The organism is Nocardia sp. NPDC046473 (assembly GCF_040645995.1).
Taxonomy (GTDB): Bacteria; Actinomycetota; Actinomycetes; order Mycobacteriales; family Mycobacteriaceae; genus Nocardia.
This window is the reverse complement of the sequence record NZ_JBEYZJ010000006.1, coordinates 86,206-113,146: the sequence shown is the minus strand read 5'-3', so window position 1 is coordinate 113,146 and position 26,941 is coordinate 86,206. Positions and strand designations below refer to the sequence as shown.

The following is a 26,941-nucleotide window of genomic DNA, read 5'->3' as shown; positions in this document are numbered from 1 at the left end:
GCGGTCATCGCTCCTGACGCGGCTCGGTCAGCGTGTCCGGGTGCGCCGTCCCCAGCAGGATGCGTACCGCATTTCGCCAGCGGTGCTGGATGATTCGGTTCCGATCCACCTCACCGGTCAGCAGCACCCGCAGGGCGAGACCGGTCATGATCTCGATGGTGAACTCGGTAATCGTCGGCACCCGAGGGTCATCCGGGAACTCCGCACGGAAGACGTCCCGAATGCTGTTGTGCATCAACTCGAACAGCCGCTGCTCCAGCGGCAGGAACGCGGCGAGCAGTTCCGGATCGGTACGCGCACCGACCCACATCTCCAGCGCGGCCCAGAACGACGGCCCGCTGAGCATTCGCATGGTCAGCTCGACAGCGGCTTCCAGTCGATCCGCCGCAGCCGGGAGTTCCGCGAATTCCCTTGTCAGCTGGTCGAATCGGCGGGCGGCGAGATGCTCGACCGCACCGGCGAGCAGATCCGCCTTGGTCGGAAAGTGATGCTGTAGTGTGCCGCGCGGCACGTCGGCCCGCTTCTGCACCTCGAGCGTGGTGGTGCCCGCGTAACCGACCTCGATCAGGCTCTGCACCGCAGCGTCCAGGAGGCGCGTGCGCATGCGCGCGCGGCGCTGCGCCTGCGTCTCCCGGACACGTTCCCCGGCGGAAGTCAGCGTCCCTGCCATCGCGGTTCGCGCTTCTGCGCGAAGGCGAGCGCGCCCTCGGCAGCGTCCTTGGAAAATATTGCGGGCAAAGCGATCTCGCCCTGCTTGGCGAAGGCCTCGGTCACCGTCCAGTCCGGCGACTCGTCGATGATCCGCTTGCTCGCGGCGACGGCCAGCGGTGCGGCGGCGGCGATCGCGGCAGCCAGTTCCAGGGCCACGTCCAATGCGGCACCCGGCTCGGTGACCCGATTGACCAGGCCCAGCTGATAGAGCCGTTCGGCGCTGATCCGCCCACCGGTGAGCGCGAGTTCGGCGGCAATGCTGCGCGGCAGGCGCTGGGTCAGGCGCAGCACACCGCCGCCGGCGGCAACCAAGCCGCGCGTCACTTCCGGGATACCGAACTGGACGTTGTCGGCGGCGACGATCAGGTCGCCGGACAGCGCCAACTCGAAGCCACCGGCCAGCGCGAAACCCTCGACCGCCGAAATCATCGGCTTCACCGGAGGTTTCGCGGCGATACCGAGCGGACCGCGCCGCTGCGTCATCGGCATCTCGCCCTTCGACGCGGCGACGAGATCCATACCGGCACTGAAGGTTCCGCCTGCGCCGGTGAGCACGAGCACCCTGGCGGTGTCGTCGGCCTCGAACTCGTCGACGGCGGTCTCGATGGCCTGCGCGGTCGCGAGGTTGATGGCGTTGCGGGCCGCAGGGCGGTTGATGGTCAGCAGGGTGATCGCGTCGCGTCGTTCGATCAAGATCAGATCGTTCATCGGACAGTCCTCTCGGAGCGCAGAGTGAGCTTGTCGGCAGCGGTGATGTCGGCAGCGGCGCCGAGCGGGTCGCCGTCATCGAACGCCGCGACCGTCTCGGCGTCGGACGCCCGGATCAGTATGCGGGCGCCGGTCGGCGTCAGCGCGCTGACCACGACGGCTTCGGGTTCGTCGACGTGGTCGGGCGCAGGGCCCTTGCGGTAGGCGACGGTGTACGACTCGACCGTGGCCGGTCCGGTGTAGCCGGGAGCCGCGTCGCGACGGGCGACGGGCACCGCCGCCTCGATCGAATGGAACAGCTGCGCAGGCGGTTCGGCCGAGTACACGCCGACGCCGTGCTTGGTGATGTACCAGCCGAGCGCGGTCGCGAGCCCATAGGCACTCGGGTCCTCGCGCAACAAGCCGACCAGCGTCGCAATCGAATGGGTGCTGTAGTTGTTGCCGGGACCGCCGCCGAACGTGAGCCCGCCGGTGACCGACAACGGCCGCGCCGGATCGTCGATCGGCAGCCCGAGCGCCTCGGCCGCCACCTGCACCGCGACCGGGAAGCAGGAGTACAGGTCGATGTGCGCGACATCGTCGATGCCGATACCGGCTGCGCCGAGCGCGGCCTGTCCGGCGGCGGCGATGGCGGGCGAGGCGGCCAGGTCCGCGCGTTCGGAGACGAACCACTCGTCGGTCGCGGTGGCGCCGCCGTGCGGGAACACCCAGCGGTCGCGCGGCACCCCGGCCGCAGTGGCGGCGGCCGCGCTGCACAGGATGAGTCCGGCGCCCTGATTCACCGAAAGATTCGCGATGAGCAGCTTCGGATACGGCGTAGACACCATCCGATTCGCGGGCGTCGGCGTCACCAGATCGGCGACGGATTGCGCCGCGGGCTGCCATGCGTACGTGTTGCCCGCCGCCACTGCGGACAGCCGCGACCACAGTCCGCCGATTCGCGCGCGGTGTTCGTCCTCGCTCAGCCCGAGCCGACCGCGCAGCGCGGTTTCCATCAGGGCGTAGAAGTACACCGGACCCCACAGCCCGGCCGCGGTTTCCATGTCGGAGTTGGGCGCGCGGTCCGAGCCGATGAGTTCGGTCGGCTGCACGTCGTCGGGCTGCTCCGGCCACTGCAGCGCGGCGCCGGTGCGGGTGGCGGTGTTCCACGCGGCCACCGCCTCGGCGCCGGTGATCAGCGCAATGTCGGACTGCCCGTTGGCAATCGCTTGAGCGACCGTGTTGACCAGGCGCTGCGGTGCGTCACCGCCGAAACGCACGGACTGCATTGTGCGCTTCGGGGACGCGCCGAGTTCGGCCGCGACCAACGCACCGAGATCCGGGTACGGCCTGCTCACCGGCGCCGCGGCCGCGATCAGGTCGGCGGCACGCACCAGCCGATCGCCGGTGCCGCTGTCGGCGCCCGCGCGGCGCAGGGATTCCGCGGCGAGTTCGACCGGGCCGGGCAGTCCCGATTCGCCGCTCCGGTGCACGATCTGCCCGGCGCCGACGAGCACCGGCGTCCGGGGATCCATTCCCGCTGGCAGCATTGTTCCTCCGATGATCTTGCGGGCGGCGACGGCACCGTCGGCGCGGTTACCGTCAGCATTGACGGTAACTCGGGTTCGATTAGAACAGAGACCGCACGGCCGGGCAATGGCCCAGAACGCAGAACTGACTCACGGGTAAGATCCGGGCATGGGCACCAACATCGCGCTGCGGTTCGACGGCGACCGCGCCTACGTCACCCTCGACCGGCCGGACAAGCACAACGGCCTCACCATCGACATGCTCGGCGACCTGATCGACACCGCGCACACCATCGCGGGCCACGACGAGGTGCGCGCGGTCATCCTGTCCGGCAACGGCCCGAGCTTCAGCAGCGGCCTCGACATCGCCAAGGCGACCGGCGACCCACTGTCCATCGTGCGCAGCTTCATTCCGCTGCCATGGCGCGACACCAACAGGTTTCAGGAAGCCTGCTGGGCCTGGCGCAGGCTGCGGGTTCCGGTGATCGCCGCGGTGCACGGCCGCTGCTACGGCGGCGGGCTGCAGCTCGCGCTGGCCGCCGACTTCCGCTTCGCCACCCCGGACTCGGAGTTCTCGGTGATGGAGGCCAAGCACGGCCTGGTGCCCGACATGACCGGCGCGGCAACGCTGTCCCGGCTGATCGGCGTCGACAAGGCGCTGCTGCTGGCGATGACCGCGGATACGGTCGACGCCGCGTACGCCGAGCGCATCGGCCTGGTCACCGAGGTCACCGCGGACCCGATGGCGGCCGCGGAGAAGCTCGCCGACCGCATCGCGATCCGCTCACCGCATGCGGTCGCGGGCGTCAAGCGACTGTTCGACAAGGCGTGGGAGGCCTCGACACGCCGCACCTTCGCGGTGGAACGCGCAACGCAACTGCCGCTGATCATTCGGCTGGCCACGACGCGGAGCAAGCCCGCCAAGAGCTAGCGGTCAACGAGCCCATTTGAGGTACGCACCACATTTTCGACGACTGCGCTGTTAGCATTTCCTAGAGATTTGCCAGCCAGTCGAATTGTGGTGCGTACACACCGCGAGTGGTCTGTGTATCGCGGGAGTCTGTGTTTCGCATTGCTTCTCGGCGAGGACACGGAGGGCTCACGAACCTTGACCAAGACGGCAGCCATCTTGCTTTCGGCGTTGACGGGCGCTTCGGCATTGTTTATCACTGCGAGTACCCCCGCCATCGCGGACCCAAACACCATCAATCCGATTCCGGTACTCAACGGAACCAACGGCCTGCCCAACCTCGTCGGGCGCACCAAGGCCGTGTTCCAGATGACCGGCATGGCCAGCCCGAACAACACCCAGGCCTACAACGTGCTCGGCACCGACCTCGGCATCATGTGGGACAACGGGAACGGCGAGTTGCTGACCGCATTCGGCGACACCGCGGGCGTCGGATTTCCGAACCTTTTGGCTGGCAGCATGTGGTCGTGGCGGTCCAATATTCTGACGCGCAGCCACACCCAGAATCCGGCGGGCGGCATCTACTTCGACAGCGTGGTCCGCGATGTATTCGGTCAGGCGCGCGATCTGATACCGAGCCCGAAAATACCTTTTCTGGAGATTAGCCGCATTCCCACCGCGGGCATCTCGGTGGGCGGCGTCCAATTCATGAGCCTCATGTCCGTGCGCAGCTGGGACGAGGTCGGGCAGTGGAGCACCAACTACTCCGGGCTCGCCGCCTCCGGCGACAACGGCGAGACCTGGGGCGAGCTGCCCGCCACCCGACGCCCGGACGACGGCGGCAACAGCAACTTCCAGATGAACGCCTTCCTCAAGGACGGCGGTTTCATCTACGAGTACGGCACCCCGTCCGGCCGTAACCAGCAGGCGTTCGTCGCGCGGGTGCCGGAAGCCCAGATCGCCGATCTCGGCGCGTACGAATACTGGGACGGCGGGGCATGGAAGCGCGGTGACGTCAACGCCGCGGCACCGATCATGTGGGGCGTCGGCGAGCTGTCGGTGATGTACAACGCCTATCTCGGCCAGTACATCTCGCTCACCACCGACCCGTTCAACTCGGTGGTGCTGCGTCGCGCGTCGGCGCCGACCGGTCCGTGGAGCGATCCCGAGGTGCTGATCGACACCAGGGAACTGCCGAGCGCGTACGCGCCGTCGATCTTCCCGTACCAGACCGGGCGTGACCTGTACTACCTGACGACCGTGCACAGCCAGTACAACGTGCTGCTCATGCGCACACCGCTGTAGGGGTTCCACCGCCGAGTTCCGACGCGGCCTTGACCTCAACAATGCTTCATGTATGAGGCTTGGCCGTGTCAGATCGTCGTCGCCGCAGGAGGAACCATGGGAACCGTCGCACCCGAGATCGCCACCGTCCGTGCGTGGCTCAGCGCCAACGCCCGTCCGATCGTCGATACCGATCCCGGTTACACCGGATCCGACCTCGATCCGCTGATCGATCGGCTCGGGTCGGCGACGGTGGTCGGGCTCGGTGAGTCGACACGATTCTCCCGGCAGATCTACGGGATGCAGGAGCGGGTCTTCCGTGCACTGGTCGAACGACATGGTTTCCGCGGGTTGGCAATTCAGGACAGCGCTCGTTCCGGCGAGCGGTGGGATCGATACGTGCGCACCGGAGCCGGTGATCCCGAATCGGTACTCGCCGGCTCGTGGCGGCCGTGGCGGACGACGGAAACCGTTGCGGCACTGGAGTGGATCCGCGCGTTCAACCAGGCGCATCCCGACGACCAGGTTCGAGTGTTCGGTGTCCAGCCGCCGAGCGCCGAGCCCGCGGACTACGACGTGGTGCTCGACTACGTGCGCCGAGTCGCGCCGGATCGGTTGGCAGCCATCGAGGCTCACCTCGCGCCGATTCGGACGGCGCATCAGGTGGACGAACATGTCCAGCGCCATCAGGGCATTCATCCGGGACGCCCGTTTGCCGAACACGCGCGAGACGCTGTTGCCTTGTTCGAAAACCTGCCGACCACAACGGAATACGCGGATGCCCACCGGCATCTGCAGTTGATTGCCGACTTCCACGACAACAGCGTCGCCGGACAGGGCGGGTTCGCCCGTGACGAGCGACCCGCCGGACAGCGGGTCATCGATCGGCAGCGCGACACGGGCGCGAAGATCGTCTACTGGGACGGCATCGCACACACCACGAACCTCCGATTGGGCATGGGGACAGCGGAATTCCGCGGCCTCGGCGCCTACCTGCACGACGAGTTCGGCGCCGGCTACGCCTCGGTCGCCCTCGGCTTCCACCACGGCGACCTCGGCATGACCACGGCGCCCGACCCCCAGCCCGACCTGGTGGATGCGATCCTCGGCTCGGTCGACCTGCCCGCCTACTACGTAGACCTCCGCGACACCGCGCCGGAGGCGGTGCGTGCGTGGCTGGCAAGCCCGGCCAAGGCACGCGTCATCAGCGGCATCTACGACCCTGCCAAGGACGCCGAAGCCAACATCTCCGTCGCCTCCCTGGCCGACGCCTTCGATGTCCTGGTACATGTCCGGGAAACCTCGCCGGTGCATTGGCTGCCGCTCGACGGTCAATAGACTCGCGGTCATGGATGCGACCGACTGGGACGAGCGCTACGCCCAAACCGACCTGGTCTGGGGCGCACCGCCGAACAGCACCGTGGTGGAGCACGTCTTCGGCCTCGAGCGACGGACGCCACTGCGCCCGGACGGCCCGGACGGCGAAGCACCCGAGCTGCCTCGCGCCCTGGACCTGGCCTGCGGCGAAGGCCGCAACGCCCTGTGGCTGGCCACCCATGGCTGGCAGGTGCACGCCGTCGACTATTCGCAGGTCGGCGTCGACAAGGGCCGCACCATCGCCACCCGGCTGTCTCGCTCGGTGCGCAGCCGCGTCAGCTGGCAGTGCGCCGACGTCACCGATTTCGACGCGGCGGAGATCACCGGTCCGTTCGAGCTGGTCCTGATGGTGTTCCTGCATCTGCCCGCGGACCAGCGGAGCAAGGTGGTCCGCCGAGCCGCGGAGCTGCTGGTCCCCGACGGCACCCTGCTCGTCCTCGGCCACGACACCACCAACCTCACCGACGGTTACGGCGGCCCGCAGCACCCCGACGTCCTCTTCACCCCGGACGACATCGTCGCCGACCTCGGTGCGGCCATCGCCGACCACCACATTCGAATCCAGCTGGCCGAGCGCGTCTTCCGTCCCACCGAGGGCCGCGACGCCATCGACGCCCTGGTCATCGCCACCCGCCCGGCCACCGGATCGGATGAGATCGAACCGGCCTCGTGAGGTCATGGCAGGAGTAACTGCCAGTACAGGGCCCAAGGTATGAACAACGCGCCCGCGAGGATCAGTGAGGCGAGCCGGACCCGGACCACCCCGGTCACCTGGTCCCGCGTCCGCCACCAGGTGATCGCGGTGGCGGCCGTCGCGAGCAGCACCGCGCAGGCACAGATCTGCAGCAGTAGCCATGGCAAGGTGCGGCCCGCGACGAACGCGGTGGCACCCGCACCGCTGGTGGCGAAGATCCACAGCAGGTAGATCAGCGTTCCGCCGACGGCAACGAACCCGGTCACAGACAACCATCGGGCCGGCCACTCGGCCCGATGACGACCGGATTCCGCGCGTCGCCCGACCCAGGCGGTGAGCGGGTATCCAGCGAAGCCGATCAGCAACAGCGCCAGGGCCGCATATCGCACCGCGGCCGCCTCGTACCAGGCGCCACTCGACGGAGGCTGGCTCGTATCTGCTTGCGCAGGAACAGGTTCAGCGCTGGACGGCGGTGCGTGTCCGGCCGCTACCGACTGGACCCAGGAGGTCATCACGTCGACATAGCCGGGTCCGAGCGCGCCGAGCGCCTTGCCGTCGACGACCAGACCGCCGACTTTGTCGAAGCCATCGGTGGTGGCGTGCCCGGAATGGCCGGCCCCGGGCACGAAACGGATGGTGGCGTGCTGATTACCTGCGCGGTCCAGCGCCCGCTGGAACACCGCGGCGCTCTCGGCAGGCGGGATCTGGGTGTCGTGCTCGCCCCATAGCGCCAAGACCGGCAGTCGAAGCCGCTCGAGCACGGGAACCGGGTCATACCCGGCTTCCGGGAACAGTCCGGTGTCGGACATCAGCAGCGCCCCCGGCCGGGCAACCGCATCGCGGAATACTCCGGAAATCCCATGGTGGCGTAGCTGATTGCCCAAACTCCAGGCCTGCTGGCGCAGCGGGTCGAACCCGGACGCGCCGATGGTGACCAGAAACGCGACGTCCGGCGACTTCGCGGCGGCCAGCGGAGCCACCCAGCCGCCCTCGCTGAATCCCCAGAGCCCGACCTGGGCCGGGTCCACGTCGGCGCGACCGCGCAGGGTCTCGACACCGGCGAGCGCATCATCGGCCAGCAGACTGAAGTCTCGTTTCATGTGCGAATAGCCGTCCGTGCGTTTGTCGAAGGCCAGCGCGACAATGCCTGCGCGGGCGAACGCCTCCGCCTCGGGGACGTATTCGCTGCGCGGCCCCGGGCCCGAACCATGGATGAGCACGATGCCTGGCCGTCGTGCGTCGACGGCGGCACGCGGTAGGAAAACGGTGCCGTGCAGCGTCAGCCCGTGACTCTGAAAGGTGACCTCTTGTCGGTCCAGGTCGTCGGACGGAACCGCACCGGCAGTGGGCACGCTCGCGCCGAAGCACACGAGAGCGGTGGCCACGAGAAGAACTGATCGTCGGATGGACGGTTTGCGGATCGCTGACGAGGTGCGCTGCAGCCAGGCGATCAAGGCACTCTGCATGCATCGAACGCTATCGACGCGGTCGTCGCCCTACATCGGGCCGCGGAGCTAGAACCTCGGTCCTACAAGTACTTTCGATGTACCGCCACCGGGGGATGCGCTGCCGACGAGTAACGCGATCGGCCCTGAACGGAAACAGCTACGTACTCCACCGCTGCAACCACGGCGTGACGGTGTGTGCGATGACGTCGAACCCGGTGCGGAACGAGTGGGGCTGGCCGGGGATCACTCGTACTTCTGCGGCGTCGGCGGCATCCGGGATGCCGAACGGATCACTGCCGCCGTTGATGACGACCACCTCGATGTCACCTGCGTCGAGCAGTTCTTCGCGCCGAGTCTTCTCCGGCTTCCCCGGCGGGTGCAGCGGAAACGACAGTGCGATCACCCCGCGCGCCTGGACCGCGACCGCCGTACGACAGGCCACCCGAGCGCCGTTGCTGCGGCCACCCTGGATCAGCGGAACCTTTTTGATCCGAGCCCGCAGCGCGGCCACGATCTCCAGCCAGGCCTCGTCCTGTTTGACCGCCGAGCCCGGCGCGCGCCGTCCGGCGACCCGGTAGGGCTGCACCACCCTGGCCACCGCGCCGCCGAGGTCGAGCGCGGCATCGCGCACGGTCAGGAGGTCTTTCGCCTCGATGCCACCGCCCGAGCCGTGCGTGAGGAGCAGCAGGAAGGCGGGCTTGCGCGGCCGGTCGAGCTCGATCTCGGCCGGTCCGGCACTCGTCTCGATGCGCACGGTTCACGGTAACCCGGTCGGCGTGTCAACTCCGGGCACCGCGCGCGCCGCTGTTTTTCGCGTCACATTCACGCTCCAGCCTTTGCCAGTCCATTACCGACCGGTAATATAGTCCGTAAGTTACCCGCGAGTAGCATGCGGAAAAACCGGCTAACCGGTGGAGCGACAACGGGCGGGAACGGTCAACCAACCGACCGCACCAACTCAACGGAGAGTGAGTACTGACAATGGGTCACTACAAGAGCAACGTCCGCGACCTGGAGTTCAACCTCTTCGAGGTCCTGGGACTCGGGTCCATCCTCGACAGCGGCGCCTACGGCGACCTCGACACGGACACCGTCAAAGAGATGCTCAACGAGGTGCGTCGCCTGGCCGAGGGCCCGCTCGCCGAGTCCTTCGCCGACGCCGACCGCAACCCGCCGGTCTTCGATCCGCAGACGCACACCGTCGCGATCCCCGAATCGTTCAAGAAGTCCTTCCGCGCGCTGCAGGAAGGCGGCTGGGAGAAGCTCGGCATCCCAGAGGAGCTCGGCGGACTCGGCGTGCCGCGCACCGTGCACTGGGCCATCAGTGAGCTGATCCTCGGCGCACAGCCCGCCGCGTACATGTACGCCGCAGGCCCCGGCTTCAACACCATCTTCCACAACAACGGCACCGAAGAGCAGAAGAAGTGGGCCAAGATCGCGGTCGACCGCGACTGGGGCGCCACCATGGTGCTCACCGAGCCCGACGCCGGCTCCGATGTCGGTGCCGGTCGCACCAAGGCCGTCAAGCAGGAAGACGGCACCTGGCACATCGAGGGCGTGAAACGCTTCATCACCTCGGCCGACGCGGACGACATGTTCGAGAACACGGTCCACCTGGTGCTGGCCCGCCCCGAGGGCGCAGGCCCCGGCACCAAGGGGCTGTCGCTGTTCTTCGTGCCGAAGTTCCACTTCGACCACGAGACCGGCGAACTCGGCGACCGCAACGGCGTCTTCGTCACCGGCGTCGAGCACAAGATGGGCCTGAAGGTCTCGGCCACCTGCGAGGTCACCTTCGGCGGCAACGGCATTCCGGCCAAGGGCTGGCTCGTCGGCGAGGTGCACAACGGCATCGCGCAGATGTTCGACGTCATCGAGAACGCGCGCATGATGGTCGGCACCAAGGCCATCGCCACCCTGTCGACCGGTTACCTGAACGCACTCGACTACGCCAAGCAGCGCGTCCAGGGGGCCGACCTGACCAAGATGACCGACAAGGCCGCGCCCCGCGTGACCATCACCCATCACCCCGATGTGCGGCGCTCGCTGGCCAGCCAGAAGGCCTACGCCGAGGGCCTGCGCGCGATCTACCTCTACACCGCCGCGCACCAGGATCCCGATATCGCCCAGCAGGTTTCGGGTGCCGACGCCGATCTCGCGGACCGGGTCAACGACCTGCTGCTGCCGATCGTCAAGGGCGTCGGTTCCGAGCGGGCGTACCAGTACCTGACCGAATCGCTGCAGACCCTGGGCGGCTCCGGCTTCCTGCAGGACTACCCGATCGAGCAGTACATCCGCGACGCGAAGATCGACTCGCTCTACGAGGGCACCACCGCCATCCAGGCGCAGGACTTCTTCTTCCGCAAGATCGCCCGTGACCGCGGCGTCGCGCTGGCCCACGTGGCCGGCCAGGTGCAGAAGTTCATCGAGACCGAGGCAGGCAACGGTCGCCTGAAGGGTGAGCGCAAGCTGCTCGCCACCGCGCTGGAAGACGTGCAGGGCATGGCCGCGACGCTCACCGGGCACCTGATGGGCGCCCAGGAGAACCCGTCCGAGCTGTACAAGGTCGGCCTCGGTTCGGTCCGCTTCCTGCTCGCCGTCGGCGATCTGCTCATCGGCTGGCAGCTGCTGCGGCAGGCCGAGATCGCCATCAAGGCGCTCGACAACGGCGCCACCGGCGCCGACGAGTCGTTCTACCAGGGCAAGGTCGCGGTCGCGCAGTTCTTCGCGCGCAACATGCTGCCGGAGCTGACCTCGGTCCGCACCATCCTGTCGAACCTGGACAACGACATCATGGAGCTCGACGAAGCGGCGTTCTGATACTGACGCACAAACGACGAAAACGGCCCGGATCACTCCGGGCCGTTTTCGTGTTCAGGCAGCGCTGGATTCGATGAGCTCGTCGATGACGACGGTATTGCCGCCGAGCTGTTTGGCTTGATACATGGCGGTGTCGGCACGCTGGATCAATACCGAGTGCGGCAGCCAGGCGTCGTCGACCACCACCACACCGATGCTCGCAGTCACCGTCACCGGTTCCACCGGCTCGGCCGATCGCCGTACCGGCTCCGGCTCCGCGACAACGCGCCGCACCAACTCCGCCTGGGTCCGCGCCGTCTCCACGCAAAGGTGACCGAAGAGCACGAACTCCTCGCCACCCGTGCGCACGACCACCATCCGCTCGCCGACCGCGGCGCGTAGCCGTTTCGCGGTCCGCACCAGCACCTCGTCGCCCACCCCGTGCCCGAAGCGATCGTTGACGTCCTTGAACCGATCGAGATCCAGCGCGATCGCGCAGGTCGGCGTCCGGCCACCCGGCGCACCCACCTTCGCGAGATGCAGTTCCAGGCCACGACGATTCAACAGGGCGGTCAACGGATCCGTGATCGCGTCCTGGCGCAGCACCCAGTAGCAGAACTGCATCGTAGGCAGCAGGACAACGCCCGCGGCCACCGAGATCAGCACGATCGCCAGGCCGACCATCGGATCGCCGCCCACCGCAACCATGCTGACCGTCAACGCCACCACCGAAAGCACCGTCCAGGTGGCGTGCACCGCCAGCACCTTGGCGTTGTGCATGACCGCCAGGTAGCCGCCCGTGACGACCAGCAGGATCACCCCGAGCGCGCCGTACACCCGATTCGCTTCCTGCAGGCAGGCCACCGTGATCGCGAGATCCGCGGCCGCGAAAAGCGTCAGCGATTCGCCCCGGCTCGGCCATGGCAGGAACCACCAGCGCACGGCCCAGAACAGTGCGAACGCGGCGATCATCCAGTCGAGCGCCCGGCCGATCTCGCTGGGCGGACCGGTGTCGGAGGCCAACACCAGGATGGCGATGCCCGCGAGCACCACGCCGCCCGCACCGACGATCACCTTGGTCCAGTGCACGGCCGCGTGCGAGTCGAGAGCGCGCGCCAGCCAGTTGTAATCGGCCTGATCGTGCCACCAAGCCTTGACCATCACGCGAGCATTGGCCACCGGACCACCACCAAGCGCAGAAGGATCAATTCCATCGCAGACGCCGAGCGCAAGATTTCATCATCGGAATCTCACCAGCTAACTGGTCAAGTGTATGACTCTCTGCCCGGCGGTGCACGTGTCCGCCATGTGTCAGGTAGCTCATTTGTAAAGCATCAGCGCTGGTCAACATCATTTTGTGCATTCGACCAAGTCTGCGGCCCGGATCTTGGGTCCTGTCGTCTCGAACCACTTCCCGATATGTCCGATCCAAATCCCGGCAAAAGCGTGAATCTTCAGCAAACGCCGACGATATCCGCGCCTACCGAGGTGAGCAGGTCATGGATACGACAAAGCGGCCCGGATCGCTCCGGGCCGCTTCGTGAAATTCTGGACGCCCCGCCGTCCATCCCCAGCAGTACGCGGGGCTGTATCTCTAATCTCTTCGACGAGCTACTTGGCGCCCGCCGAGCCGCTCGACAGCGCCTTGGCGAGGTCCGTGATGGCCTTGCTCGAGCCCGTTGCCGTCGGATCCGGCTCACCGACGCCGATCACCGGCTGCACCGTGATACCCGGCTCCACCGTAATGGCCGGTGCCGCACCAGCGGTAGCCAAACCCGACCCGGCGACGATGACACCTGCCGCTGCAGCCAGCACGACTCCGAACACACGCATTTTGCTCATTCAGCTGTTTCCTTTACAGAATCTTCTCTGGCCGAAAACCCCATTGGCATCGACCGAGGCCAGTTCTATCACGCGGATTCAGCATCCAGCGACCATTCAGCCATCGCGGCTTTCCGCCATTGATTGCTCATCGCTTGCAAATCAAAGGTCATGCAACTTTCAAAATGTAAGCTAGCGTATAGCCAGGCCATGACCCGATTTCTATCGGCAATCCCGTTGGGGGCAGGCACTATAGCCGCTGGCAACCGCCCAATATCCAGTGCAATAGACATTCGACATCGATCATTCACGGCACCGGCCGAATAGGCATAGCAAACAATGGGCACACAATTGCGTGCGGGGAAATTCATCAACCGCATGGAACGCGCGAACTCAGCAATCTACCGGCTAAGTTGTGATTCATCACATACAGAATGTATGTAACATCGATGGCCGATCCGCCGAATACAGCCCGGCAATGGGAACGATCTCAGCCTTCCAAACAATCAGCGTGCCAGATTCTGGAGACCATACTCGGCGACTACCAGGATTTCATCCTCGAGAACCACAACGTCCAGGGCCGGCTCGACGGATAGCCGCTGCCATTCCCGAACATATCGATCTTCCACCGGTGTGGTGGACGACGATGCCTCGATATCGCCGAAATCGCCGTGTCCGCAATCGCACCAGCCGGGGAATTCGATCACCCGCAGGCCCTCATCACGGAGCACGTCGGCGAGCCACACCGGATCACCGGTCCAAGACATAGGTGTCCTGCCTTTCGTTGAATGGGAAGAGTTCAGGCCGGGTCGAAGCACACGAATGTGTCGAAGTGCCAGCGGCAACAAACCGGCCTGAATCTGAGAGTTGTTTTCAGCAGCACGACTCGAAGCGTGTAAGCCGAACCCCAGTTGGCGGCCAGCCGGACTTGACAGGGTCGGCCGCGTGGCTGCCTGCCGCGATCGTCGCCGCACTGCCGACGAGCACACCACTGTTCTTGCTGCGCAGCTCCACAACGAGGTTGCCGGTCCCCGCGCTCTCCCTCCGATAGGTCACTGCGCAGACGGTGATATTGCGTTCGATCCGGACTCTTTCGGGCATGACGTTGCTCGCACCAACTGTGCGAGTCCTCATGTGGGACTTGAACGCGATGTCGTAGGCCTGCCCCCGCCACGGTGGGCGTCCCGGAGTCGGCCAGGCGTGCGTCGGTGCCGACCGCACCGACCGCACGGCGGCCGCGTCGGCCGAGCACGCGATTCAGCACGGCACGAATGGCGCAGAAAAGGAGCAGATCGCGGGAAGGCCCGAGGCTCCCCCCTTCGGAGCCTCGGGCTCGACCGCCGTCCGCGACTCGAGGTGAGCCACGGGTTTGCGGTCCGCTATCCCTTCGTGTCGATCGCCATGCCGTCAATGACGGATGACGACTTCCCCCTTGTTACTTCCGGTTTGCGTCACTCGTTCCGATGCACACACGGCCGGAAGCGCGGCAGCTGGACCTGCCGGTACATAGTGGTATCACGTGGTGGATGAGTGGACGAAGGCCGTTTCGGCGTCAGCGGAAGATCGCGTTAGCTGAGATATAACAGACGCTCATGCGATCTGCGACGAAGCGGCAGTGCCCTCAAGTACTCCAGGAAGGCGGTCGGGCCACCCGTCGGAACAGAAGCCATTGGCACAGATCCAATGCGGCCCAACAGCTATCGGCGAGTAACTGTCGAGATATGGATCACAGAAATGTCTAGTAACACCGGCACTAAAAATACGATGCCGAATCGCATTCCGTAGGTTCTGTTTGCTCAACCAGAAATCGGCACACATCTTTGTGCCGATTGCACGACTGTCGCACTTATTGTAAATGAAAACGCTTGTCGATGCAGGCTTTGCGTGAGACGCCCGAAAGAGACAGTGGCACAGGGAGTCCTGCATTGCGTGACACGCACGAAGGTATCCGCATTAGGACCGACATTCAGGTTGTACGTGGTGAGTTCCGAGAGGCTTTGGACTTGCACGTCACGACGTCGCCGACCTCGAGGTCTCGAGTAGTGGAGACGAGAACCGTGGTGTTGCCGCCCCTGGGGGCTGCGGTACCCACGCCGACGATCACCGCGACGTTGCTCACCGACAGTTGTAGCGTCGCCGTGGTGCGGTAGAACTGGTTGCCGGTTAACACGATCGAATCAGCACATGTCGCTGCAGTTTTCGGCTTCCGGACCACAAGGCCCTCGTTCGCCACCACGGATCCCGAATACCCTGTCGCGGCGGGGATCCAGCCGGCGATCTCGGATTCGAGGTCGGCGTCGTCGTGTGCGGTCCAGATCGTCTCCACCTCCTCTCCTCAGTGACGGCGGGATGAGTCCGGCACGATGCGGCCCGCGACGATCAACGTGTTGGCGGCCAGTGCTTTTCGGCGGCAGTGGTCCGTGGAGCAGGCGCGGTGCACGTACATCGACTCGCGAGCCTTGGCGACGGTGAGCAGAGCTGCGGGAGTGGCGTGGTCGGCCATATCGAGCAGTTCCAGGACAGTGTTGCCCACGTCAGACCTTGGATAGGCGAAAGGTTCACGGCACCAATGGATTTGCGGTGCGTCGCGGGAGGGCGGCACCCCACCCCCGATCAGGGGGTATATGGCGGGTGCGCGGCAGGCTCGTGCCCGCTTGTCGTCGATCTCGAAGAGGTTTCCGGGGGGGCATGCCACACGTCGTGGCGGAGCCGAATACGCGCTGCTGCTTCATCATTCGCGGAGGTATGAAAGCGATTGATAGTAAGGAAGTTTCCCGGGAAGTTCAGGATGAGGGCGCAGCTCTGGCGCTGCACGTGGCAGCACCTAACGCTCGGCGGATGTCAAGCCCGGAATACGTGTTGGCCTCGAAATCGCAGGTAAATAGCTACTTTTGAGCAGCTGACCGGGAGTCGGCGATGCCTCCGAAACGACAATTGCCCCACCTCCTGCGAGGTGGGGCAATTATGTCTGCCCTCCGAGCCGATATGCCGTCCGGTGTGGATCAAGGCATGTCGGTGTCTTCGATAACTACTTCGCGGCCCCCGAGCCCGAGCTCAGCGCCTTGATGAGGTCGACGAGCACGGAGGACGAGCCGGTGCCCTCGTCGGCCACGTTGCCCTTGGCGTCGGCGCTGAGGCTGGCGGAGCCGCTGTCGGCGGAGCCCGTGTCGGCGGCCGAGGCCAGGCCCGAACCGGCCAGGATGATGCCGGCGCTAGCCGCGAACACAACGCCGAACACGCGAATCTTGCTCATCTGGAAATCTTCCCCTTGAAGAATTGAACCCTCCATCGGCGACCTGCTGGTCGCCGAGCAATATTTTTCTATCACAGGGATTCGTCGGTCAGCGACCTTTCAGCCACACCGTCGACTACGGTGCTATTGCCGATCGATAACGGGGCATGCACAGTGAGGACTTCGGAACAAGTCCTGCAAATCTGGTGTCTTACTGCGACTTCTACGGCCATCCAGCCGATGCGGAGGCAGAATCCGCATAGCAGCATGTTGGCGCTCTGTCAGTAGCACACAAAAGGAAGCGCGTCTCAAACCCGTGAACCGATATCCAGCAACTCCAGAGCATGAACCCACAGGCGGCCGACTCGATTACGAGTACCCAGCTATTCAGGGGTTATGTTGTGATTTATTTCATATGAAAACAACGTAACTTAGATATCTGCCGCTGCGATAGTGGTTTCCAGTCGAAGGTTCGACGAGTGGGTGGGGATGGCATTGCCGAGTTCGGCACAAATCGGATTGGGATAGCCGTAGTCCACGTACACCATTCGGTGATCCACGTCGACGATGACGCCGTGTTCGGTGACACCGCGTTCGACCGCGAGCCCGGTGAACGTGACGCGCGCACCGATATGGTGCCGGAATATCTCGAGTGCGCGGTTCGCGCGACGGGTTCGCGTCGGCTTTCTCACCGTGGGCACTGTTCGTCGTCGGTCGGCGCTTCCGCCGCGCGGTGCGGTGTGGCGACCAGTGTCGTACTGCGTACCCGAGGGTTGCGTGGATCGTGGATGAGAACCATTGCGACGGCGTATGGTTCATCGCCGCCGAGGTAGGGAATGCCGGAGATGCCGGGCCGCCATGCGCCGAATCCGGCGAGCCGCGGCACGCCGCGCGCGACCCGACCGAGCGCCATCGCGGCGGTAGCTGATCGATCGCTCAACACAGCTCATCCACCTTGCGGCACAGCGTGATTCGCATCACAATATGTTTGATGTGACACGCCGTACTCCCAGTTGAGACTCGTCGGGAGAGCCGCGGTCATCGGCGACGGTCATCGCATGCCCTCCTCGTCGGGCAGCAGGTCGACAATGCGGCATCCAGCACCGCGGCGATCCGGACGAGCTCGTCCACGGTGAACGAGCCGTGCGCGGCAAGCAGGCTGCGCAGGTCGGATGCCGGCAGCCCGGAACATGCGGCCAAGTCCTCGAGACAAAGTCCCGCATCGGACATGGCGCACCGCACTCTCCCGGCAACCACGCGGTCTAGGTGTTCCATAAGGAGCTCACTAAGATCTGTTTGGACCTGTCACAACTCATTCGTGATCTTTATGGGGCGAAATGCCCGATACCCTGCGGGGATCCTCGGCGCTTTTACGGCATGTCGTTTGCCAGGTAGCCATTCGGACCTCAGAATGGTCCGTATGGGTGTGCAAAAGGTACCTTCGGATATCAATCGTGCGGTCGGAGCGGAGCTCAGGGCAGCCCGGGCTCGACGGGCTCTGACGCGCCCGCAACTCGCCGCACTGACCGGACTCGGGGTCAGCACGATCCAACGCTTCGAGAACGGCGATCGGTCCCCGGACATGCAGCAGCTGCACGCATTGTGCACGGCGCTCGACATTCCGATGCGGGAGTTCGTTGCCGCGGCACTGCGCGACGTCGAACGCCCCAAGGAGTAACGCGACCCAACTGAACATCGCCATCCGCTGCCGTCGCCGCCCAGGTCTCGGCGGCGCGAAAGCTACTGCACGAGACAGTGAATCGGACCTCCGACCGGCAAACTGTTGCGGCGCAACACTTCACGCCGTGAAATCGGCGTCAGCGCCGTAAAGAGCCATGCGGGCACAGCGGCCGGCGCGGGAAAACGCCTACACTTCGCTCTACCTCGAGCCCCACTCCGAGACGGAACCGAACTCGCGTCCCGGAATCTGGCGTAGTTATATCCCATTCGCCGGGGGGGCGCCCACCAAAGTCGCCCTGCCGCAGAATGTTTCGTCGCACCCCCGGTCCGACCGGTAACGCGTTACCGGATAGCCAGAAGACAGCTCGAGCCGCGAGAAGCAGCCAGGTGGCGGCCGCGCGCGGCTCGTCGACGGAGACGGGGCACTGCCCCGGAATCGTTGCGCTCACTCACATTTCACGACAGGAATGGGGTCGTACTTGACCGTCCTGGTGTGCCGGTAGACCTCGCGACCGGAGCGCTTGTCGGTGATGATGCGGGTGTCGGAGGTGGTGAAGCCCGGCGCGCCCTCCGAGGCGATGCAGTCCTTGCCCTTGGGCAGCTTGACGGTGGTCGGCTCGGTCGGCTTGGTCCGGTCACCGGTGACGGATTCGACCTCGACGGTCTTGGTGCCCCAGAGTCGAACGGTCACTTCGGAATCCGTGGTGACGGCCTCGATGAAGACACCGGTCGGGCTGTTGTTGCGGAAGCTCAGATCGATCGCGCCGTCGAAGACGGTCGCCTCGCGCGCGGCCGGGTAGCGGGAGATGTAGTAGCTGTGCTCGGTGTGGCCCGCGTCCTCCATGCCCGCGAAGTACGCGGCGTTGTAGAGGGTGGTGGCGAACTGGCTGATACCACCGCCGACGGCGGTGCCCGGCCGGCCGTGGTCGATGATGCCGGACTCGACGTAGCCCTCGGCCGTGCCGCGCGGGCCGGTGAAGTCGTTGAGCGAGAACGTATCCCCCGGCTTCACCACCGCGCCGTTCACCTTCCTGGCGACCACCTTGATATTCACGCCGGACGGACCGCTGAATCCGTTGGTGGTGAACGAGCCCATCGGCTCGATGACGCCGAGTCCCTGCGCCGCCTCGGTGGTGAGCTTCGGCTCCACCTTTTCGTAGACCACCTGGCCGTTGCGTTCCTGCGGCGCGGTCAGCAACGCGGTGAACTGCTCGAACGTCTTCGGCCAGTTGATCTTGTCGCCGACGACCGCGGGCACCACCGTCGGTTTGCCGCCGGTCAGTGCGAACGTCGCGTCCTTCGCCTCGATCTCCGTCGCCACCAGCTGGGGCGCCAGCAAACCGACCGCGATGTTCTGATCGATGGAAACGCCGAGGCCGCCCTGGCCGTCGGGCACGAAGGAAAGCACGGTGGCGATCTGCTCCGGGTCGAGCTTGGCCGACGCCCCCTTGCCCGCGAACGTGATCGGCGCGCGCACCGCGGGCTCGGCCACCGTGCGCAGGGCCTGATCGACCGCTTCCGGCCGGACAGTGAGCGGCGCGGGGTGCACCGGAAGGTCGACCGTGATGCCGGTGATCCAGTTGCCGATCAGCTCGTCGCGTGCGGCGGCGACGTCGAGCACTCGGCCGGGCACCGGTGCGACGGCCACGGGTCTGGCCTTGTCGAAGGCGATGGTGCCCTCGACCGACGGCCGGTCGTGCACGCGCAGCGCGGTCAGCTGGCGATCGAGCGCGGCGTCGTCGACGGCGCTGGCCACCGCGACATCGCGGGTGGTGAAGAACGAGGCGAGCCGGGTGAGTGGATTGAGCGGCTGCGTGCCGACGCGCGCCCAGGTGCCGTCCCAGTCCACCGCCAACCCCGCGGCGGCGGGCACCAGCCGAGTCTGCACGTCACCGATGCGCAGCGGCAGTTCCCGATCGGATCTCGGCCCGAGCTCCGCGCGCAATCGCGCGTCCGCGGCGGCGGTGTCCAGGCCACCGACCTCGATGCCCGCGACCACGGTGCCGCGCGGCACCTGCCCGGACGACAGCACCCAGTCGACCGTGTAGCCGATGCCCGCCACCGCAAGCACCGCACCGACCGCGATGCCCGCCCGCTTCAGCACGGTGCGATTCAGCCGCTGCGGCGGGGGTCCGGAGATCGGCCGCCGGGCCGGGCGCTCGGCGGGCACGGCCCGATGGGTGGCGCGCCGGGACGGGGTGACCCGGATCGGTTCGGTAGGCGCCGAGTCGCCGCCCCACGCCTGGGCCGGGTTCGCCTCGTTGGTCTCGGCCGTTCCGTGGGCCTGGGCCGACCCTTGGGCCTGGGCCGATTCGAGCAACTGGCGTAAGCCGACCTCGCCCGCCGGTTGGTGGCCACGGCGTCCGGTGCTCGACTGGCTCGTCACGAACCGTCCTCCCCGTTCGGTTGAGTTGGGACTCACAGGATGCGAGTCCCGCCAACGATAGTGCGCGACGCCGACATCGGCCGGTGAGCACCGATCTGCAGCTAACTCCGTGCAAAGAAGCAGGTGGTACACGCAAAGGGCCCCGCGCAGTTGCCGGGTCGGGGGTCTGGCAACTACGCGGAGCCGATCTGATTATCGGTGCGGCGCACCGTGCGTTACACCGCCGAACGGACCAGGATCGGACCGAAGCGGGACAATCCGGTAGACGAGTGTTCGGCCACCGCACACACGAGGGAGATGGATGGCATGCAGCTGGGAATGATCGGCCTCGGGCGGATGGGCGCCAATATCGTGCGTCGCATCGTCAAGGACGGGCACACCGCCGTCGGCTACGAACGCCGCCCACACCAGATCGATATCCTGCGCCAGGAGCTCGGCGACCACTTCCAGGGCAGCACCGACCTCGCGGATTTCGTGCGCACCCTGGAAACGCCGCGGGTGGTGTGGGTGATGATCCCCGCGGGCGCGACCGGGGCCGTCATCGACCAGGTCGCCGAGCTGCTGGAGCCGGGCGACATCATCATCGACGGCGGTAACAGTCGCTACCACGAGGACATCAAACGGGCCGAGCAGTTGCGCCCCAAGGGCATCCACTACGTGGACATCGGCACCTCGGGTGGCGTCTTCGGCCTGGACCGCGGCTTCTGCCTGATGATCGGCGGCGAGGCCGATCCTGTGCGGTACCTGGATCCGCTGCTGAAGTCCATCGCACCCGGCGTCGAGGCGGCCGAGCGGACGCCGGGACGCACCGGCGAGCCGTCGATGGCCGAGCAGGGCTACCTGCACTGCGGACCCGCGGGCGCGGGGCACTTCGTGAAGATGGTGCACAACGGCATCGAGTACGGCGCGATGGCCGCTTACGCCGAGGGACTGAACATCCTGCACAAGGCGAACTACGGCAACGAGCACGACGGCGAGTTCTCCGCCGAGGAGACGCCGCTCGAGCATCCCGAGTACTACAAATACGACCTGGACGTGCCCGAGGTGACCGAGGTGTGGCGCCGCGGTTCGGTGGTCGCCTCCTGGTTGCTGGACCTCACCGCGAGCGCGCTGTACGCGGACCCGAACCTCGATTCCTACAGCGGCCGGGTCTCCGATTCCGGCGAGGGCCGGTGGACGATCGATGCCGCGATCGACACCGGCGTTCCGGTGCCGGTGCTCGCTTCCGCACTGTTCCAACGGTTTTCGTCACGCGGCGAATCGCTGTACGCGGACAAGATGCTGTCGGCGATGCGCAAGGCGTTCGGCGGGCACAACGAGCTACCCGGCGCGTAGCGAAAACGCGGCTCCCGCACGGTGCGGGAGCCGCGGTACGCAACGACCGGTCAGAAGCCGGCCGCCTGCGCCATCAGCTTGGCGACCGCCAGCGGGCCGTACCAGAACAGATAGTTGATGCCGTAGAGAAATGCCATGGCGGGTAATCCTTTTCAGTCGAAGTTGCGATCTATCCAGTCGATCGTCTGCATGCCGAACAGGTCCGTACCCCAGCCGTAGATATCGGTGAGCATGCGGACCATGCCGCAATCGGTGGGCTGGTAGGTGACGTCGGTGCCGCCTGCCCGGTAGGTATCGGCGAGTTCCCGCGAGTCCTTGGCGGGCACCAGCGACATCGGCGAGTCGTCGGCGACGCAGGACGTGATGGCCACCTTGGCCTTCGGCGTGCCGGAGCGACCGAGGATGTTGTCCTCGAACGCGCGCTGGAAGGCGGGTTCGTCGGCGGGGCTCAGCCCGGAGTTGAACAGCGTATTCAATGGCAGGAACGGCAGCCCGAAGTAGGCGGGCGTCTGGCATTGGGTACGGAAGGCGTTCGCCAACCCGACGCCTGCCGGGTTCAGCTTCGAGTTCACCGCCATCTCCGGGTACGCGGGCTCCAGGCCGAGCAGCGTGGCCAGCGCGAAACCGGAGCCGACCGAGCCGTCGGCGACCCGCATGAAGTTGCGCGGGTTCACCACCATCCCTTCCAGCACAGCGGATTTCACGTCGAGCTCCGGCGCGTAGGTCGGCTGCAGCTCGGCGGCGAAGGCCGCGCCCACGCCGCCGCCCGCGACGCCGAACAACGCCGTCTGCGCGTTCGGGTCGAGTCCGGCCTCGCGATGCGCCAACGCCGCACGGACACCGTCGAGCTGGGCGTGCGCGGCGAACTTGCCCGCGAAGACGCCGTGCGGCTTGCGGTCCCCGTCGTTGCCGACGTCGGAGATCATCACCGCGTAGCCCTTGTCGAACATCAGCGCCAGCGGGCCGAGCGCCGACCACGACGAACCGTCCAGCGGGTCGCCGCCGGTCCACTGCGTGCTCGGATGACAGGACCAGCCGACGCTGTCGTTGGCCTCCTGATAGGAGATCAGCTTCTTCTCACCAACGGGCGCACCGTGATTCGGGATCATCAGGATGCCGGTGCTGATGGTCGGCGTGACTCCGTCGATGCCGGTGGTCACGTACATCAGCTTGTAGGCCTCGACGTCGGGCGGGGTGATGCCGAGGAACATCACGTCGACCTTCTTGGCCTTCAGCAACGTCCCCGGCTGTTCGGACCCGGTCAGCGACGGCTCCTGATAGAACGGGTCGTTGGCGAGCAACGCCTGGAACGCCTGATCCGGCGGAACCGGTTGCGCGCCTTGGATCTGCCCGACGACGAAGCCGTTGAAGACCCGGTCGAGTCCGGGCGTCGGCATTTCCTGTTCTGCGGCAGCGGTTCCCGCGCAGAGCACCAACGAGGCGACCGTCGCGACGGTCACGGTGAAGCGTTTCATCTAGCGCACCGCCATCGTGTCGATCGGAGTCACCTGGATCTGCCTGGCGGCCGAATCCAACAGCTGCGGAATGTTGAACAGCGGTCGATGCGATTCCATTTGTATCTCGTAGGGCGTGCGCATCACGGCTTCCAGTGCGGGCCAGTTGTTTTCGACCTGGAACTTGTACTTCGGCAGCAGCTCGGTGGTGATGTAGTCCCAGCGGGAATCGAACTCGGACCAATTCCAGTCCGGCAGTGGCAATGTCACCAGCGCGGGCTGACCGTTGGCCATGGTCACCTGCATGCGCACCGGGTTGAATTCCCGTGGCGGCGCGACGCCCGCGACCGACGGCGATCCGGCCGCACCGCTGACGTAGGTGATCGCCTCGCCGACGCTGCCCTTATAGCCGCGCACCGCGTCCCACTGGTCGCGGATCACCCATTCTTGTTCCCTGCGCAGCAGAGTCCCGTTGCCCGAGGCGATCCGGCCGTAATCACCGGAGGCGACCCCACGCCAGGCCGTCATGATGTCGTCGCCGAACAGCCCGGCCGCCTGGAACTCCTGCAGTGCGGGCAGGCCTTCGGTGACGTAGGCGTCGTGCATCGGCATCAGATCCGAGAAGATGTTTTTCTGCATCACCAGGATCATCCCGATGATGTAGCGCAGGTCCTCCGGCGAAATCTGCGAGCCCGCCTCGGCCAGCGCCATCAGCCCGTGCGGAAGTTGGGCCACCGCTTGCGGTCCGGCGGCCTGCTCGACCGCGGCGATGACACCGCGCGCGGATTCGGAGAGACCGGGCAGGCCGTAGATGTTGCCCATCAGCTCGAAATCGATGAGCCCGCCGCCGAAGTCGGCGCCGACCTGACCGCCCATGCCCGCCCACTGCAGTTCGCGGTGGTTCAGTTGCAGGTCTTCGTAGTAGCGATAGGACCTGATCAGGTTGGTGCGATTGGCCTCGACGCCGGCCCGCGGATCCCAGGACCGCAGGTCGATGCCCGCCTTGTTCGTCACGTCGACCAGCCAGTACTGATAGAGCAGGGCGGCGTATCGGGTGGGCGCAACCCCTTCGGCGCGCGCCTCGTCCAACAGCCCGCGCAGCTCGTTCACGTCATAGGGCAGCTCAGGGTTGACGCCGCCGGGACTGCTCGCGGCGTCTCGGTTCACCAGCGGCAGGTCCAGGTAGCGGTCCACGTCGCCGGCGGCTCCCGCCGGGGCGGTGGACGCGAGTCCGAGACCGGTCGCGGCCGCGAGAGCCAGTGCGGTGGCGCGCAGCGCCATACCGATTCGCATCAGCTGTTCAGCCTTCCTCTCTGCTAGCTCGATTCGAGTAATTCGTTAAGCCGAAGAGATGTCCTGCCGGTAGCTGCGTATCGATAAGGCAGTGATAAATCGCCCTGCCAGTCGCATAGCCCCGGTAGCACAGTAGGTGACGTGCAGGTAAACACACAGATCAGCCCGACCGCAAACGTCGATGTGACGAGCATTCAGCAGCCGACGAAAACGTGTAACACGTAAGTTGCCTGCTAGTTGCTGATAAATCGTCCTGTGGACATGGTGAAATGCCTGGGCGATGTGAATCAAAATTCATGAGATAGCTCACAAGGGCCACCCGCAGGCCATCGAGGTAGCAGGGGACTACCCGAATCTCACCGTCTCAGACAGAATGGGGCGGAAGCTACGTCCACGGACCGCGACCGCCGCGGCCCGGATAGTGGGGTGAATCGATGGCCGAGAAGCATGTGGTCCGCAATGGCGAGGTCGACATCGCCGTCTACGAGCAAGGGAATCCGGACGGGCCGACGATCCTGCTGCTGCACGGCTGGCCGGACTCACATCACCTGTGGGACAACGTCGTTCCGGAGCTGACCGACCGGTTCCGGGTATTGAGCGTGGACAACCGCGGGCACGGAGCATCGTCCAACCCGCCTGGCACCGCAGCCATTTCGACCACGACACTGGCCGCCGACTATGTCGCGGTGATCGAGGCGCTCGGCAACGGCGCACCCGTGCACGTGCTCGCGCACGACTGGGGCAGCGTCGCCACCTGGGAAATCGTCTGTGGCCCTGACGCCGAACGCCTGGTCGCGTCGTTCACCTCGGTCTCCGGGCCGAGCATCGCGCACGTCAGCAAGTGGGCGCGCGCCCGGCTGGCCCGGCCGACGCCGCGCAATATCGCGCTGCCGCTGGCCCAGCTCGGTTCGTTCGCCTACTCGACCTTCCTCGCACTACCGGGACTGCCGAAGGCGGCGATCAAGCTGGGGATGAGCGAACAGCTGTGGCGCTCCGGGCTTTCCGCCGCCGAGGGCGCGCCGCCGGAGCGGATTCACCTGGCGCCGACCTTCAAGCAGGACATGGCGAACGGGCTGCGCATCTACCGGTCGACCTGGGCCGCCAATCCGCTGCGGGCCCGCGACCAATTCACCACGGTGCCAACCCAGATCATCATCGGCACCCGCGATCCGGCAGTGCGGCAATCGAGTTACGCCGACGAGGATCAGTGGGCCGATCAGGTCTGGCTGCGGGTGGTGCAGGGCGGGCATTGGCTGCCGTTCTCGCACCCGGAGCTGCTCGCCTCGGCCGCGATCGAATTGATCGACTCCGTGGCGGGTGCACCACCGGCCCGGGCGTTGCGCCGGGCCCGAATGGGCGTGTCGCGCAGGCCGTTCGAGGATCAGCTCGTCGTGATCACCGGCGGCGGCAGCGGTATCGGCCGGGCGACCGCGCTGGCGTTCGCACGCGAGGGTTCCGAAGTCGTGGTGTCCGATGTCAACGGCGTCGCGGCCGAGGCGACCGTCGCGTTGATCGCTCAGTCGGGCGGCAAAGCGCACGCCTACGAGTTGGATGTGTCCGACGAGTCCGCGGTGCGCAAGCACGCCGACGGCGTGATCCGCGAACACGGCGTGCCCGACGTCCTGATCAACAACGCCGGCATCGGACAGGCCGGGCGGTTCCTGGACACCTCGTCCGAGGACTTCGACCGGGTACTCGCGGTCAACCTGCACGGAGTCGTCAACGGCTGCCGCGCTTTCGCCGGTGCGATGGCCGAGCGCGGGATCGGCGGGCACATCGTCAACCTGTCCAGCATGGCGGCCTACACCCCGCAGCAGGCGTTCACCGCGTACTCCACCAGCAAGGCCGCGGTCTTCATGTTCTCCGACTGCCTGCGCGCCGAATTGTCCAGCAGCGGAATCGGTGTCAGCACCATCTGCCCCGGCATCGTGCACACCAACATCGTGGCGAACACGCGCATGTCGGGTGTATCCGCCGAGGAAGAGCAGCGCAGACAACAGCTCTACGACCGCCTGTACCGCCTGCGCGGATACGGTCCGGACAAGGTCGCCGAGCAGATCGTGCGGGCCGTGCGGAAGAACAAGGACGTCGTCCCGGTGACTCCGGAAGCCCGGCTGCAGTACGTCTTCGGCCGCTTCGCACCGGGAGTAGTCCGATTCGCCGCCACCCGAGGCAGTTTGGTGCGCTGACAGACGAAGGCGGTATTCGGTCACAGCATGACCGAATACCGCCCTCGTCGCGTGCTCACACTCGATCGCCTCAGCGCGACAACTGATTTCGTCAGGACATGGGTAACTCACCGGG

The 26,941-nt window shown here is 66.1% G+C and carries 25 protein-coding genes and 1 pseudogene; 8 read left to right on the top strand and 18 right to left on the bottom strand.

From position 1 onward, the window contains the following. Nucleotides 1-4: 4 nt before the first annotated feature. The 3 genes from ABZ942_RS22030 to ABZ942_RS22020 are packed head-to-tail and all read right to left on the bottom strand — an operon-like array spanning nt 5 to nt 2,948. A complete protein-coding gene (locus ABZ942_RS22030) occupies nt 5-670 on the bottom strand; it encodes a TetR/AcrR family transcriptional regulator (protein WP_357384783.1) in 666 nt (221 codons plus the stop codon). Continuing rightward, nucleotides 655-1,419 (bottom strand): crotonase/enoyl-CoA hydratase family protein, encoded by a 765-nt coding sequence (locus tag ABZ942_RS22025; RefSeq protein ID WP_357384781.1) that lies wholly within the window; start codon nt 1,417-1,419, stop codon nt 655-657. The genes ABZ942_RS22030 and ABZ942_RS22025 overlap by 16 nt, the downstream gene beginning before the upstream one ends. After that, complete coding sequence (locus ABZ942_RS22020) at nt 1,416-2,948, bottom strand: acetyl-CoA acetyltransferase (RefSeq protein ID WP_357384779.1); 1,533 nt, start codon at nt 2,946-2,948, stop codon at nt 1,416-1,418. Before ABZ942_RS22020 ends, ABZ942_RS22025 begins: the two co-directional genes overlap by 4 nt. A 148-nt stretch (nt 2,949-3,096) precedes the next feature. On the opposite strand from ABZ942_RS22020, the gene ABZ942_RS22015 reads away from it, so the two are divergent. The 4 genes from ABZ942_RS22015 (at nt 3,097) to ABZ942_RS22000 (ending at nt 7,171) form a co-directional block, all read left to right on the top strand. Beyond that, nucleotides 3,097-3,858 (top strand): crotonase/enoyl-CoA hydratase family protein, encoded by a 762-nt coding sequence (locus ABZ942_RS22015; RefSeq protein ID WP_357384777.1) that lies wholly within the window; start codon nt 3,097-3,099, stop codon nt 3,856-3,858. Nucleotides 3,859-4,035: 177 nt separating this feature from the next. Further along, on the top strand, nt 4,036-5,142 hold the full coding sequence (locus ABZ942_RS22010) for a DUF4185 domain-containing protein (RefSeq protein ID WP_357384775.1): 1,107 nt from the start codon (nt 4,036-4,038) through the stop codon (nt 5,140-5,142). 96 nt (nt 5,143-5,238) lie between these two features. Continuing rightward, a complete protein-coding gene (locus ABZ942_RS22005; protein WP_357384773.1) occupies nt 5,239-6,459 on the top strand; it encodes an erythromycin esterase family protein in 1,221 nt (406 codons plus the stop codon). A gap of 10 nt (nt 6,460-6,469) precedes the next feature. Further along, nucleotides 6,470-7,171, top strand: a complete 702-nt coding sequence (locus tag ABZ942_RS22000) for a class I SAM-dependent methyltransferase (RefSeq protein WP_357384771.1) — start codon at nt 6,470-6,472, stop codon at nt 7,169-7,171. Nucleotides 7,172-7,173: 2 nt separating this feature from the next. Here the strand turns inward: ABZ942_RS22000 and ABZ942_RS21995 are convergent, their stop codons facing one another. Then, entirely contained in the window at nt 7,174-8,658 is a 1,485-nt protein-coding gene (locus ABZ942_RS21995) for a prolyl oligopeptidase family serine peptidase (RefSeq protein ID WP_357384769.1), read from the bottom strand. Nucleotides 8,659-8,797: 139 nt separating this feature from the next. Further along, nucleotides 8,798-9,394, bottom strand: coding sequence for an alpha/beta family hydrolase (locus ABZ942_RS21990; RefSeq protein WP_357384767.1), 597 nt, complete (start codon nt 9,392-9,394; stop codon nt 8,798-8,800). A 227-nt stretch (nt 9,395-9,621) separates the two neighbouring features. Between ABZ942_RS21990 and ABZ942_RS21985 the strand changes: the two genes are divergently transcribed. After that, the gene (locus ABZ942_RS21985; protein WP_357384765.1) at nt 9,622-11,457 is read left to right on the top strand and encodes an acyl-CoA dehydrogenase; all 1,836 of its coding nucleotides are present in this window, start codon (nt 9,622-9,624) and stop codon (nt 11,455-11,457) included. A 54-nt stretch (nt 11,458-11,511) separates the two neighbouring features. Here ABZ942_RS21985 and ABZ942_RS21980 read toward each other — a convergent pair whose 3' ends face one another. The 10 genes and pseudogenes from ABZ942_RS21980 to ABZ942_RS21935 form a co-directional block, all read right to left on the bottom strand. Beyond that, a complete protein-coding gene (locus ABZ942_RS21980; RefSeq protein ID WP_357384763.1) occupies nt 11,512-12,615 on the bottom strand; it encodes a GGDEF domain-containing protein in 1,104 nt (367 codons plus the stop codon). A gap of 432 nt (nt 12,616-13,047) precedes the next feature. Then, the gene (locus tag ABZ942_RS21975; protein WP_357384761.1) at nt 13,048-13,278 is read right to left on the bottom strand and encodes a hypothetical protein; all 231 of its coding nucleotides are present in this window, start codon (nt 13,276-13,278) and stop codon (nt 13,048-13,050) included. Nucleotides 13,279-13,346: 68 nt separating this feature from the next. Beyond that, nucleotides 13,347-13,628, bottom strand: coding sequence for a hypothetical protein (locus ABZ942_RS21970; RefSeq protein ID WP_357384759.1), 282 nt, complete (start codon nt 13,626-13,628; stop codon nt 13,347-13,349). A 256-nt stretch (nt 13,629-13,884) separates the two neighbouring features. Continuing rightward, a pseudogene (locus ABZ942_RS21965) lies at nt 13,885-14,024 on the bottom strand (N-acetylmuramoyl-L-alanine amidase); the annotation flags it as partial. A 1,199-nt stretch (nt 14,025-15,223) separates the two neighbouring features. Continuing rightward, nucleotides 15,224-15,583 (bottom strand): hypothetical protein, encoded by a 360-nt coding sequence (locus ABZ942_RS21960; RefSeq protein ID WP_357384757.1) that lies wholly within the window; start codon nt 15,581-15,583, stop codon nt 15,224-15,226. 9 nt (nt 15,584-15,592) lie between these two features. Next, nucleotides 15,593-15,790 (bottom strand): hypothetical protein, encoded by a 198-nt coding sequence (locus tag ABZ942_RS21955; RefSeq protein WP_357384755.1) that lies wholly within the window; start codon nt 15,788-15,790, stop codon nt 15,593-15,595. Nucleotides 15,791-16,285: 495 nt separating this feature from the next. Further along, the gene (locus ABZ942_RS21950; RefSeq protein ID WP_357384753.1) at nt 16,286-16,510 is read right to left on the bottom strand and encodes a hypothetical protein; all 225 of its coding nucleotides are present in this window, start codon (nt 16,508-16,510) and stop codon (nt 16,286-16,288) included. A 410-nt stretch (nt 16,511-16,920) separates the two neighbouring features. Next, nucleotides 16,921-17,181 carry a hypothetical protein gene (locus ABZ942_RS21945; RefSeq protein WP_357384751.1) on the bottom strand — a complete coding sequence of 87 codons (261 nt, stop codon included), beginning with the start codon at nt 17,179-17,181 and terminating at the stop codon, nt 16,921-16,923. Beyond that, nucleotides 17,178-17,429 carry a hypothetical protein gene (locus tag ABZ942_RS21940; protein WP_357384749.1) on the bottom strand — a complete coding sequence of 84 codons (252 nt, stop codon included), beginning with the start codon at nt 17,427-17,429 and terminating at the stop codon, nt 17,178-17,180. Before ABZ942_RS21940 ends, ABZ942_RS21945 begins: the two co-directional genes overlap by 4 nt. 98 nt (nt 17,430-17,527) lie before the next feature. Then, the gene (locus ABZ942_RS21935; RefSeq protein WP_357384747.1) at nt 17,528-17,719 is read right to left on the bottom strand and encodes a hypothetical protein; all 192 of its coding nucleotides are present in this window, start codon (nt 17,717-17,719) and stop codon (nt 17,528-17,530) included. A gap of 190 nt (nt 17,720-17,909) precedes the next feature. Between ABZ942_RS21935 and ABZ942_RS21930 the strand changes: the two genes are divergently transcribed. After that, on the top strand, nt 17,910-18,167 hold the full coding sequence (locus tag ABZ942_RS21930; RefSeq protein ID WP_357384745.1) for a helix-turn-helix transcriptional regulator: 258 nt from the start codon (nt 17,910-17,912) through the stop codon (nt 18,165-18,167). A gap of 447 nt (nt 18,168-18,614) precedes the next feature. Here ABZ942_RS21930 and ABZ942_RS21925 read toward each other — a convergent pair whose 3' ends face one another. After that, nucleotides 18,615-20,555 carry a VanW family protein gene (locus ABZ942_RS21925; protein ID WP_357384743.1) on the bottom strand — a complete coding sequence of 647 codons (1,941 nt, stop codon included), beginning with the start codon at nt 20,553-20,555 and terminating at the stop codon, nt 18,615-18,617. A 306-nt stretch (nt 20,556-20,861) separates the two neighbouring features. Here ABZ942_RS21925 and gnd point away from each other — a divergent pair, with 306 nt between their 5' ends. After that, nucleotides 20,862-21,890 carry a phosphogluconate dehydrogenase (NAD(+)-dependent, decarboxylating) gene (gnd, locus tag ABZ942_RS21920; protein WP_357384741.1) on the top strand — a complete coding sequence of 343 codons (1,029 nt, stop codon included), beginning with the start codon at nt 20,862-20,864 and terminating at the stop codon, nt 21,888-21,890. A gap of 152 nt (nt 21,891-22,042) precedes the next feature. Here gnd and ABZ942_RS21915 read toward each other — a convergent pair whose 3' ends face one another. Both ABZ942_RS21915 and ABZ942_RS21910 read right to left on the bottom strand, forming a co-directional pair. Continuing rightward, the gene (locus ABZ942_RS21915) at nt 22,043-23,365 is read right to left on the bottom strand and encodes a lipase family protein (protein WP_357384739.1); all 1,323 of its coding nucleotides are present in this window, start codon (nt 23,363-23,365) and stop codon (nt 22,043-22,045) included. Continuing rightward, nucleotides 23,366-24,637 carry a hypothetical protein gene (locus ABZ942_RS21910; protein ID WP_357384738.1) on the bottom strand — a complete coding sequence of 424 codons (1,272 nt, stop codon included), beginning with the start codon at nt 24,635-24,637 and terminating at the stop codon, nt 23,366-23,368. A 434-nt stretch (nt 24,638-25,071) separates the two neighbouring features. Between ABZ942_RS21910 and ABZ942_RS21905 the strand changes: the two genes are divergently transcribed. Beyond that, a complete protein-coding gene (locus ABZ942_RS21905; protein WP_357384736.1) occupies nt 25,072-26,826 on the top strand; it encodes an SDR family oxidoreductase in 1,755 nt (584 codons plus the stop codon). Nucleotides 26,827-26,941 lie beyond the last annotated feature (115 nt).